This is a genomic window from Brevibacillus antibioticus (assembly GCF_005217615.1).
Taxonomy (GTDB): Bacteria; Bacillota; Bacilli; order Brevibacillales; family Brevibacillaceae; genus Brevibacillus; species Brevibacillus antibioticus.
In genome coordinates, this window is record NZ_SZNK01000001.1 from 2,348,890 (window position 1) to 2,360,398 (window position 11,509).

11 protein-coding genes and 1 other annotated feature are annotated in these 11,509 nt (G+C 46.9%); of the genes, 6 read left to right on the top strand and 5 right to left on the bottom strand.

What is annotated here, in order from left to right; all coding sequences use genetic code 11:
* Positions 1 to 20 precede the first annotated feature (20 nt).
* From E8L90_RS10645 to E8L90_RS10660, 4 genes are read right to left on the bottom strand one after another with little or no spacing between them, the layout of a single operon-like run.
* Positions 21 to 710, bottom strand: coding sequence for a LysM peptidoglycan-binding domain-containing protein (locus E8L90_RS10645; RefSeq protein ID WP_137029364.1), 690 nt, complete (start codon positions 708 to 710; stop codon positions 21 to 23).
* Positions 707 to 1,285 (bottom strand): CPBP family intramembrane glutamic endopeptidase, encoded by a 579-nt coding sequence (locus tag E8L90_RS10650; RefSeq protein ID WP_137029365.1) that lies wholly within the window; start codon positions 1,283 to 1,285, stop codon positions 707 to 709. Before E8L90_RS10650 ends, E8L90_RS10645 begins: the two co-directional genes overlap by 4 nt.
* Positions 1,286 to 1,302: 17 nt before the next feature.
* On the bottom strand, positions 1,303 to 2,814 hold the full coding sequence (locus tag E8L90_RS10655; RefSeq protein WP_137029366.1) for a RecQ family ATP-dependent DNA helicase: 1,512 nt from the start codon (positions 2,812 to 2,814) through the stop codon (positions 1,303 to 1,305).
* Entirely contained in the window at positions 2,811 to 3,926 is a 1,116-nt protein-coding gene (locus E8L90_RS10660) for a YpbB family protein (protein WP_137029367.1), read from the bottom strand. Before E8L90_RS10660 ends, E8L90_RS10655 begins: the two co-directional genes overlap by 4 nt.
* An 80-nt stretch (positions 3,927 to 4,006) precedes the next feature.
* Here E8L90_RS10660 and E8L90_RS10665 point away from each other — a divergent pair, with 80 nt between their 5' ends.
* The 6 genes from E8L90_RS10665 to E8L90_RS10690 all read left to right on the top strand — a co-directional run bounded on the left by E8L90_RS10665 (position 4,007) and on the right by E8L90_RS10690 (position 10,336).
* Positions 4,007 to 4,918, top strand: a complete 912-nt coding sequence (locus E8L90_RS10665) for a hypothetical protein (protein ID WP_137029368.1) — start codon at positions 4,007 to 4,009, stop codon at positions 4,916 to 4,918.
* Positions 4,919 to 5,021: 103 nt separating this feature from the next.
* Positions 5,022 to 5,228 carry a ferredoxin gene (locus E8L90_RS10670; RefSeq protein ID WP_007724004.1) on the top strand — a complete coding sequence of 69 codons (207 nt, stop codon included), beginning with the start codon at positions 5,022 to 5,024 and terminating at the stop codon, positions 5,226 to 5,228.
* Between the two features lie 369 nt (positions 5,229 to 5,597).
* Positions 5,598 to 5,845 (top strand) — a binding site (T-box leader).
* 70 nt (positions 5,846 to 5,915) lie between these two features.
* Positions 5,916 to 7,070 carry a pyridoxal-phosphate-dependent aminotransferase family protein gene (locus tag E8L90_RS10675; RefSeq protein ID WP_137029369.1) on the top strand — a complete coding sequence of 385 codons (1,155 nt, stop codon included), beginning with the start codon at positions 5,916 to 5,918 and terminating at the stop codon, positions 7,068 to 7,070.
* Positions 7,063 to 8,646, top strand: coding sequence for a phosphoglycerate dehydrogenase (serA, locus tag E8L90_RS10680; protein ID WP_137029370.1), 1,584 nt, complete (start codon positions 7,063 to 7,065; stop codon positions 8,644 to 8,646). Before E8L90_RS10675 ends, serA begins: the two co-directional genes overlap by 8 nt.
* A gap of 117 nt (positions 8,647 to 8,763) precedes the next feature.
* The gene (locus E8L90_RS10685; RefSeq protein WP_137029371.1) at positions 8,764 to 10,047 is read left to right on the top strand and encodes an ArsB/NhaD family transporter; all 1,284 of its coding nucleotides are present in this window, start codon (positions 8,764 to 8,766) and stop codon (positions 10,045 to 10,047) included.
* A gap of 13 nt (positions 10,048 to 10,060) precedes the next feature.
* Positions 10,061 to 10,336, top strand: coding sequence for a hypothetical protein (locus E8L90_RS10690; RefSeq protein WP_244297198.1), 276 nt, complete (start codon positions 10,061 to 10,063; stop codon positions 10,334 to 10,336).
* A gap of 39 nt (positions 10,337 to 10,375) precedes the next feature.
* Here E8L90_RS10690 and E8L90_RS10695 read toward each other — a convergent pair whose 3' ends face one another.
* On the bottom strand, positions 10,376 to 11,506 hold the full coding sequence (locus tag E8L90_RS10695) for an HAD family hydrolase (protein ID WP_137029373.1): 1,131 nt from the start codon (positions 11,504 to 11,506) through the stop codon (positions 10,376 to 10,378).
* Positions 11,507 to 11,509 lie beyond the last annotated feature (3 nt).

Here is an 11,509-nt window from a genome sequence, read left to right on the forward strand (position 1 = left end):
GCCAGTGGAGCACGATCTCATTACTGAACGAGGGGAACCAAAACAACTTTTCCTTCGACGAGCCCTGCTTGGGAATGAAGTCCGTTATATCTTGCGATTCGTACTACGTTCGAATTATTTCCATAGTACTTTCGTGACAGCAAAAACAACGTTTCCCCCTTCTTCACCACATGCTTGACGACCTTCGATTTTGTTGTAGGAGGTGTTGAAGCTTGTTTTCCCGGTGTAGCTACTTTGCTAGTAGAAGTACTCGTGATCTGTTTTGCCTTGCTTACAGATGTAACAGGCGGAGTTTGGGGTTTGACTGGGCTCACAGCAGGTTTCTGTATGCCTGTGGTAGCCTTTACTACAGGCTCAACTGGTTTATCAACTGGTTTTGATTCGGTCGTTTTCGCTTTGGCAGGTGGGTTGGTCACACTTGCATTGGGATCAGGCGTAGCATCAAGAACGACGGATACCGGCTCCTTTTCTCCTGCCTTGCTTCCTTGTAATGTGGTAGTTGCTTTACTAACATCTTTTACTTCAACACTACCAGAAGCTGCTATCTCGTGTGGGACATTGGCCCGGTACAACTCAAGACCAATCAACCCGAAAAAGACGAATCCAAACAAGTATAATCCCGGTTGAATCCACTTTTTAAACGAGAACGACGCTTTAGGGCGAGTATGACGGGAGCGTCGGGGTGGTAATGGATTATGCTCGAGATTCACTCTTCCTCCCCCTTTTTCTTGATCGTTTTTTGTAAATAAAAGGCTAACATGACGTCAATAAGGATATGAGCCACAATCGAGGGCCAAAGGGACTGATAGTGGGAAAACAAAAGTCCCAAGATCCAGCTTGTACCAAATACACTTATGATCATGAGTGGTTTTTTCAAATAACGTACGTGGATCAGTGTAAAAATAAGACTGCTCCAAAAATTCCCGGTAAGCGATTGAATGACTCCCCGGAATAGCCATTCCTCCCCCACCCCTACTACCATACAGACGAGAATCGTGGTGGATGGTAACATGGCACCAAAAACTTTTTCATTGATACTACCATCATCCTGCCATCGCTTAGGCAAGTAACGATCCATCATCATACTCGCGATGATAATACATGCGGCTACAAACACAGCCCACAGGACGGCATTCCAGCCTGGCAGAGTAAACAAGGACAGAGTAGCATCCCAGCCCAGCACCAATAAGCTACCGGCAGCAGCCACTCCCATCACGATTCCTTGTGTCAACCATAGATTCAGCCGAAGAGTGGCTTCATCCACCTCTAGCCGATCTTCCCTCACTCGAAGTTTCTCTCCTTCTATTTGTTCGGCAAAAGAGTGTCTAACGCCTGCCGCAAATTCCATTTGATTTGTTCATTCTTTGCAATTGCATTGTCATTCGTTTGGTAATACACATCCGTAGTTAGACCGCATTTCTTACAGCAGTACAGATCAAATTGATGATCATTTTCTTTGAAATACGTATTGATGCTCGCACGCAAACAGTTTTCTCCTCTTACGTAAGACACCATTTCTGCCAGCTTTTTTTGTTTAAAGCTTTTCCTCTTTTCTATTTCCTGCCAAATGATTTGAGCCTTCGGATACGACTCCCCCGCAGCGGCAGCTTCGTATGAGGCTAGCACTTTTTCCGCATAAAAGGCAAGAAGTGCGCCCATTTCTTCGGATATATCCATCATCGCCAAGGCCTCGTTCGTCAAGGGGACTCCAGTACTGCACAGCTGCTCGTATTTTTGAATTTGCGCTTGTGTCGGGTACTCCTTCTCCAGCATGTGCTGATGAATCTGCCAATCATCCCACGAAAATAAAAGCAGCGCATACCCAGGCTTGCCGTCACGGCCGATCCGTCCGATTTCTTGTGCGTATGCCTCCAAACTGGCTGGCAGTTGGTAATGGATGACGTAGCGAATATCTGACTTGTCGATTCCCATACCAAACGCATTGGTTGCAATAATAACATCCAGCTCGCCCGCGAGAAATTGGGATTGGATCAGCATTCTCTCCATGCTGTTCATCCCCCCGTGGTAACCGTGCACGCGTTTTTTTCCATCGAGTTGATAAGAGGCTGCCAACACATCCACCGCTTGTCGCGTGCTGCAGTAAACGATCCCAGGGCCCTGCAAACGATCTATCTGATCAAATACATATGAACGCCTGTCAGTTTCCTCCGCAACTTCAACCAGATCATAGGCGATATTCGCCCGATTAAGGGATTGCAACACGACGTCTTCTTTTTCAATGGAAAACAAGCTGCAAATTTCTTCCCGAACAGTCGCCGTCGCGGTTGCCGTCACAGCCAGAACAGGAGGTGCTCCCAATTGTTTCACGACTTGTGGCAATCGCAAGTAATCTGTGCGAAAGTCATGTCCCCATTGCGAGATGCAATGTGCTTCATCAATGGCGATTAGAGACACCCTCGCCCGCTTTAACACCTGCTGAACATAGGGCTGTTGAAGCTTTTCCGGAGAAATATACAACAGCTTGTACGCTCCTTCTGAGAGCCCTTTTAAGATTTCGCGGGACTCTGTCGGATCCTGCATGCTGTTCAAATAGGTGGCTGGAATTTTTTTACGTGCTCGAAGCTGTTGCACCTGATCGACCATCAAGGAGATCAACGGGGAAACCACGACGGTCAGACCCGGCAAAAGCATGGCTGGTAGCTGATACGTCACTGATTTCCCGCCACCGGTTGCTAATAGCCCGAGAACACTTCGTCCATGCAATAGACGTTCAATAATGGACTCTTGACCGGGGCGAAATGAGTCGTATCCAAAATGCAGCTTTAATCTATCGTTTAAGAGCTGTTTATTCATTTTGCCCCCCTTGTCGCTCGTGCCAGTGCCAATCGGATTTGCAAATAGGTTACTGTTGCTTCCAATTGATCCTTGATGAGCCGGAGTCTGCTTGTATCGAGACGCTCACTCGTCTCCACGATCTCTTTTGCCAGCTCATTCGGCAAATACGTTGTCATATCCCATTCGGGACAACGCAGGGCAATCTCTACCAAATGATCTTCTATTGTACTTTCTTTCATTTGTCGTTTCTTTGCTATTTCTTTTTTGTCACAGCCAGTCTGAAGCAGTGCGTACGTTCGAGCAGCACTTTCAGTGAGACGTGGATCAAGCTTGTGGGATTCTGTAACCAGTTTTGATAAAAGAGGATAATGATTGCTCTCTGCAAGCAGCGTCTGAATCGACGCGGCAAGTCCGTATCGAAATTGCAGCATGAGATAGCTACGACTCGTTTGGCGAATCTCTGCTACTTGCCCCATGGTCTTGCCGACTTGTCCTGCTCCGGACAGTTGACAAAACAAAAGCTCCTGCACACCTTTATCCAAAGGCTCCCACAGTCGATATAGCTCGTCAGACAATTGCTGTTTCCAAGCATTTCGCATTACCCGATCAGCCAATTGGTTTTTTACCCAACGCTGTGCGGTCTTGTCCGAAACGACCGGAATGAAACCGAGATCACCATGATGCATTTGCGAGATTGTCTGCACCATAAGATGAAGCCTACTCCAAAATGGTTCGATTCGCTCCGCCAAATCGGACTGGGTAAAAGGTGCAAACCATACATCGAAACGATATTTTTGGTACGTATGTTTGGCATGCTGCAATCCTGTATCAGAAAAGCGAAATGTCGGCTTCGAGTTCGTTCCAACTGCCTCCACAGGTAAAATCCAGCCTGACTGAAATAAAGTTGAGACTATTTTCTCCCAATCCTCTCTTGGAAAACGAGAAAACATCCGATAATACGGATAAAGGGTATACAAATGCACATCTTGCAGTGTCTGATTGGCTTTTCTGCCACGCAGTATGTAGTAGGCTGACTGCAGCGTTCGTTCATTGGCCAGAGGTAACATGGCATTCAAGGCGACCGCACATAAAAGGTCCTGCTCCTCTGCCTCACTGTTCCGACTGTTCATTGGTACTCCTTACATCATTCTATATTTTTCAAAGCTCAAAGTAAGCGAAGTAAACTGCATCATTGGATTTGGAGGATTGTATGACAAAACGATTGAAAAGAACTGAATTTATGATGGCGTACATGATCATCATAACACTTGCATGCACAGTTGGTGGATTTTTTTTCGGGGCCCATTATATGAAGACGCAATTGGAGTCGGAACAAGCCGCCGTACTCGCAGCCGAGAAAAAGGAAGCCGAAAAAGAAAAACTGCTGCGTGAGCAAAAGCTGTACAACGAACAGGACTTTATCCGATTTTACTATGCCGTTTATGCACCGCTGCTTGATCTGAAGCAAGCACATTTTGATACGATGGATAAATGGAATCAAATGAGCGAAAGTGAACGGACCGATGGCTTGAAGCAGCTCAGCAAATTAGCTGAACAGACAAAAAAAGAGCTGGAGAAAAACGTTCCCTTGCCGACATCACCCATGCTGAGACAAGCTCACGCCACTTTTACAAACAGTGTACGGGCGTATTTGGATAGTATGGAGCAGATTCGTTCCGATCAAAATAAAGCTACGCCTGCTTTCATTGGAGCTAGCCTGACGCTTTTCCAAAATAACTGGCTAACCGCACAGGAAATGGTGTATCACTCCATCGCGTCTTGGGAATCGGCTTATGTAGTGAAGCAAGCCATGCCGAAGGATGTACCTGGAGCCGTTAATACCGCACAGTGGAAGCAGTATCCGTTCCATTACCGCACCTATCTCGCAGCTATGGCCATGTCAGCAAGCAATCAATGGAGCAGCTATAATCCTGAGGACCTGACGGCGAGACTTGATTTGCTCATCGCATCTAACGAAGTTCAAGCACTGGGAATCAAGGATTTAGCCGCTGCCGTGAAGATTTTGAACGCGACAGATGCAGTATCTGCGGGAGATTTTAAACGCTTGAATACACAGCTCTACTCCGTGTTGAAGGCACCTGAAATCCCTCTTTATAAGTAGTCGTACATTTTTAGACTGATTCAATCTTGAAATCTTGTCACCAAGAGCATACAATGATCTATGATAGTGGACGTACCACTTCGGTATGGGAGGTGAAACCACGATGACTACATGGGTAGATAAAGATACTTGTATTGCTTGCGGTGCTTGTGGCGCCACGGCTCCTGACGTCTTTGATTACGACGATGAGGGCCTTGCGTTCAACAAGTTGGATGACAATGCTAACAGCGTTGAAATCCCGGATATCCTGCATGACGATGTTCGTGATGCTGCTGAAGGATGCCCGACCGACTCTATTAAAGTGGAATAGTATTCCATCTACTAATGGAAGAGACCTCTTACGTACTTCGGTATGTAAGAGGTTTTTCATTATGCTCTCCTCTCCTCCACTGAACGAATGATCGACAACTTCCTGTTCTTTCTTTTGAGATTTTTCGGTAAGAAAAAGACAACCGCAAAAACCGAACATTAAAGTGCGTTTTTTCCATTTTTTGTGATGTCAATATCTTAATGTTCGTGTTTTGGTCGTTTACAAGGAGTTTCCCTCATTGAATTGAGTATTATTCACGAACGATAACCGTTTTAAAATAAATAATGTTCATTTTTTCTTGTTTTTCTTCTTGACGGTGTTATTTTGACGTGATATCGTAAGTACAAATCTTACGAAACACCTTATAAAACAACGGCGTTGACGAAGAAACGCTGTGATCGAGAAATCCCCAGAGAGCCGATGCTTGCTGCGAATCGGCGATTTCTCCCACGGTTAAGCACTTCTGAGCTGCTGCGTTGAAAATAGGGTTACCACCCCAGTAGACGCAAACGGTAGATCCGTTATCTCTTTTAGGTCATGTACCTACCAAGGCTCTTTTTTGAGAAAAAAAGAGCGAATGAGGGTGGCACCGCGAAGCAAAGCCTCTCGTCCCTCACTGTTCTGTAATAGGAGCAGTGTGAGAACGGGAGGTTTTTTTGATATGCACATATACAGGAGGAGAAAACCATGTTTGCAGACAAAATGATTTTGAGAATCCCTGGTCCTACCCCCATTCCACCACGTGTCCAAACAGCGATGAACCAACCGATGATTGGACACCGCAGTGGCAAATTTTCCGCTCTTTTCGCCCGTACTGCTGAAAGACTGAAGCCTTACTTTGGCACCAAGCAGGACGTATACATCTTGGCAGGTAGCGGAACGAGTGCACTTGAGATGGGCGTCGTAAACACGCTTCAACCAGGAGACGAAGCTGCCGTCCTCGTTAGCGGTGCATTTGGTGAGCGCTTTGCAAAAATTTGCGAGCGGTACGGTATCATCGCCCATCGCGTGGAAGTGCCTTGGGGAAAAGCTGTTACACCAGAGCTGGTTGAAGCCTTCTTGAAAGAAAAGCCGCAAGTAAAAGCCGTATTCGCCACCTACTGTGAAACATCCACGGGGGTAGAAAATCCAATTGCTGACTTGGCGAAAACAATCCGCACACATTCAGACGCCCTCTTCATTGTGGATGCGGTAAGCAACCTCGGTGCCGTTCCATGCGAGATGGACGCTTGGGGTGTCGATATCGTGGTAACCGGCTCGCAAAAAGCGTTCATGCTGCCAACAGGCCTTGCCTTCCTCGCTGCGAGTGAACGCGCATGGCATGTGATTGAGCAAAACAAATCGCTCGCCTTCTATTTGGACCTGAAAGCATACCGCAAGAGCTTGGCAGAGCAAACAACTCCGTACACACCTGCTGTATCCCTCATTTTCGGTCTCGCCGAGGTATTGGATATGATGGAGGAAGAAGGCTTGCCAGCTATCGTAAAGCGCCATGAACTAATGAGAGACATGACTCGCGCAGCGATGAGGGCATTAAACATAAAATTGATGGCAGAAGATCAATACGCATCGACGACCGTTACTTCTTGCGATCCTGAGGGTGTCTTTCATGCAGAAGCTCTCCGCAAAATGTTAACGCAGCAATTCAACATCACGATTGCTGGCGGCCAGCAGCACCTGAAAGGCAAGATCTTCCGCATCGGGCACATGGGCTATTGTGAGCCATTGGATGTCCTGCAAGTCATTTCTGCTATCGAATTGTCGCTTCACCAAATCGGTGCTCCAGTTGAACTGGGTGCTGGTGTAAAAGCTGCTCAGGAGGTGCTCATTGCACATGTATAAAGTACTCATTACCGATCCACTTAGTGAATTTGGAATCCAACAACTTTTGGACGCTTCTGATGTAGAAGTGGTTCGTCAAACAAACCTCTCGCCTGCCGAACTGATCGATGTGATTGGCGACTACGATGCACTCCTTGTACGCAGCCAAACCCAAGTAACAGCAGAAGTACTGGCTGCCGGCAAAAAGCTAAAGGCGGTCGGTCGCGCGGGTGTTGGGGTCGATAACATTGATATCAACGCTGCCACCCAAGCAGGTATTCCAGTCATCAATGCTCCGGACGGCAACACCATCTCTACTGCTGAGCATTCGTTTGCCATGCTGATGGCTGTCGCTCGTAATATCCCTCAAGCTCACAAGAAGCTGGTAGACGGTACATGGGATCGCAAAAGCTTCCAAGGGGTTGAGTTGAACAACAAAGTACTGGGAGTCCTCGGGATGGGTCGTATTGGTTCAGAGGTTGCGAAGCGTGCGAAAGCATTTGGCATGACCGTCATGGGCTTCGATCCCTTCCTGACCGAGGAACGTGCGCAAAAGATGGGTGTCACCAACGCAACTGTGGATGAAATTTGCCGCACAGCAGATTTCATTACCGTCCATACCCCACTGACAAAAGAAACCCGCCATATCATCAGTACGCGTGAATTCGCGAAAATGAAAGATGGCGTTCGCTTGATCAACTGCGCTCGCGGGGGAATCATTGACGAGAAGGCTCTCTTTGAGGCGATTACCGCAGGAAAAGTCGCGGGGGCAGCGTTGGACGTTTTCGAAGAGGAACCACCTGTAGACAACCCTCTCGTCGGTCTGCCACAAGTGGTAACGACACCGCATCTGGGAGCTTCGACCATTGAAGCGCAGGAAAACGTGGCCGTAGACGTATCGGAAGAAATCCTGAAGGTTCTTCGTAACGAGCCATTCAAAAACGCCGTGAATTTGCCTTCGATCCCTGCACACGTTATGGAAAAAGTCCAACCGTACTTTACGTTGGGTGAAAAGCTCGGCCATTTCCTTGCCCAAGTGACAGTAGGTTCTATTTCGGAGATTTCGATTAAATACAGCGGTGAGTTGACGGATGTAGACACCTCCCCGCTGACTCGCACAGTCTTAAAAGGTGTACTCTCCTTCCGTCTGGGGGAGGTAGTCAACTATGTGAACGCCCCGATTCTCGCAAAAGTGCGCGATATCACCGTAACCGAGCAAAAGGCAGCACAAAACAAGGGCTTTACGAACTTATTGACCGTTAGCTTAAAAACGACGCAAGAGACACGTACAGTGGCTGGAACGCGACTCAATGGTTACGGTGCGCGTATTGTGAAAATTGACGACTTTGCGATTGACGTAGCGCCTGAGGGCTATCTGCTCTACATTCACCATAATGACCGTCCAGGTGTGATTGGACGTGTCGGTTCCATCCTGGGTGAAAACAGCGTGAACATCGCAACGATGCAGGTAGGACGCCGTGATATCGGTGGAGATGCGATCATGATGCTCTCTGTCGACAAACCATTGACGCCAGAGCTTCTCGATACAATGGGCGAGCTGGCGGAAGTGAAAAGCGTGACACAAATCGAGCTATAGGTTCTGCCTTCTACAGAGAAAAGACCTGGCCATATGCCGGGTCTTTTTCTTTACCCTTATTTTGCTTAGAGCTATAATGGGACAAGATAATTCTATACACCTTGGAAGGAGCTTCTTATGACGAACCAGGCATTATTCGCTATTGCTATCTTTTTAGTTACCTATGCATTTATTATTAGCGAAAAGTTACATCGAACCATCGTCGCCATGTCTGGCGGAATTCTCATGGTATTGTTCGGGATCGTTACACAAGAACAAGCAATTCACCATATCGACTTTAACACGCTCGGCCTACTTATTGGGATGATGATCTTGGTTGCCATTACGGCGCAGACTGGTGTATTCAAGTATGTAGCCATCCGTGCAGCAAAGGTCGCAAAAGGCAAACCGATTCGCATTCTTGTCTACCTGAGCTTGATCACGGCCGTTGCCTCTGCCTTTTTGGACAACGTTACCACTGTACTTCTCATCGTACCTGTGACGTTTAGCATCGCCCGCCAGCTCGAGCTTAATCCGATTCCTTTTTTAATCAGTGAAATTATCGCCTCCAATGCTGGAGGAACAGCTACTTTGATCGGTGACCCACCGAATATCATGATTGGCAGTTCTGTTCCTGAGCTCGATTTTATGAAGTTTCTCGTGAATTTGAGCCCGATTATCATCGTGATTCTAGCAGTAACCGTTGTTTGCTTGGTGTTGATCTATCGGAAGCAGCTAGTCACTTCCCCTAAGTTGAGTGCAAAAATCATGCAGTTAAATGAACGCGATGAAATTACTGACACCCGTTTACTGAAAAAATCCTTAACTGTCATGGCGCTGACGATTCTTGGCTTCATGCTGCACGGAGCGCTTCATTTAGAATCTGCCACGATCGCACTGACAGGTGCTTTTCTCTTACTTCTGTTAACAGGTGAACACTATCTAGAAGATGCGATAAGTAAAGTGGAATGGAATACGATCTTTTTCTTCATTGGTCTGTTTGTCCTTGTCTCCGGATTAGTTGAAACTGGTGTCATTGCAAAACTCGCCAATGAAGCGATGAAACTGACAGGTGGAGATTCAATGAAGACCTCCCTGTTGATCCTCTGGTTGAGTGCAATCGCCTCTGCCTTTGTTGACAACATCCCATTCGTTGCCACCATGATTCCAATGATCAAGGAAATGGGAGCCCTTGGGATCACCAATTTGGAGCCGCTTTGGTGGAGCCTTGCACTCGGAGCGTGTTTAGGAGGTAACGGTACTTTGATTGGGGCTAGTGCCAATGTGATTGTTGCTGGCTTAGCTGCAAAGGAAGGCCATCATATCGGATTTTTCAGCTTTATGAAGGTCGCCTTCCCGTTAATGATCCTCTCTATTTTGATTGCTCACGTCTACGTTTACCTGCGTTATTTTATTTGGTGAGGAGGAATCCCTATTGTTCCATTACACCTTTAATGAAGAAGAAATTGAGATCAAGGAACAAATTTCACAGCAAGATGCTACCTACCACATTATCGTGAAATCCGAATCCATGCGAGCGCGTGTCAAAGAGGTACGGCGTTATTTTGAGGGGAACAAAGACTACACGGATGTCCTGTTTTTTTCACGAGAGGATGGTTCTTTCGAAGTAATCGTACGTCTCAACATGATAGAATCCTTTTTGATTCACGCCTTTCGTTACAAATGCTTACAATCAATTTGCTGGGAATAAAAAAACTCCGCCGTATGTAAAAACGGCGGAGTTTTTTATCTACAGAATGGAAAGGATATCGCGCACATCATCGAGAATAAAATCTGCTTTTTCCTCTTCAAACTTGCTACGCGCTTCTTGACCAGACAATCCAGTCAATGTCGCAGCAAACTTGCAACCGATGGAGCGAGCCGCTAGAAAATCTGCGAGTGAATCGCCGACGATTAGCACCTCTTCTCCATTTTCGATTGGCAATGAAAAATGGACCGCATCGCTAATCGGTGAATCAAGTCCGAGCAACCCTTTCACATAGGAATAAGGGTGAGGCTTGGACATCGGCGCAAAGCTAGGAAATGCTTCTTCCGCATCGAGTACGTGAGAGGCAGTTACGACACGGTTTGGGTCGAACCATTCCAGTATGTTCAGCTCACTGAGGGGAACATGCGTCTCGATGGTAGGGCGCCCTGTTCCAATCCCCAATGTGTATCCTTTTTCTTTTAACGTGCGGAACAACTCGACCATTTCTTGTGGCGGTACAATCGGAATCTCGTCCGACAAGAAGCCCTTCTTGCCTGGCTGCATGGTTTCACGACCAATCGATGCCGCCACACGCTCATCACCGAGATACCATTCTTGAAACGTCTTTTGAACTAACTCCCATAGATCACTATTGCGCGAGAACATTTCTGTTGAAATGCCGCAACGCTCTTTTGCAATCTGATTCAGGTAGAGCAGCATTTCTGCTTTTTGAGCGGAACCTTTGGCAAAATCAGCGGTGAACGCTGCGTAGTCTACTTGGAAATCAGGAGCATAGGTGGCAGCCCATTCTTTCACTTTTACCAGTTGTGGTCGATCAATTTGTTCGACAAGAAGGCTCGTTGCTTCTGGAACTTGCGTTTTAACTACTTCAATCAAACGAATCAACTGATAAGAAAACGCAAGGAAAACCATGTCCCAGTTGGAGTTGATTCCACGTGATTTGATAAAGTTCAGCGCTTCATCATGAGCGAAAACTTGCTCGCGCACTCGTCTGATTTGCGCTTCTTCTGGAGCAGGCGTGAATTCCTCGCCTGCAAGCCCTACATACTGCGGGCTGTACAAAAATTCCCACACTGTCAATGCAGAAGCATCAAAGTAACGCTCTTCACTCAACATAACCCCGTCAACATCAAATAAGATCGTTTTGATCATTTC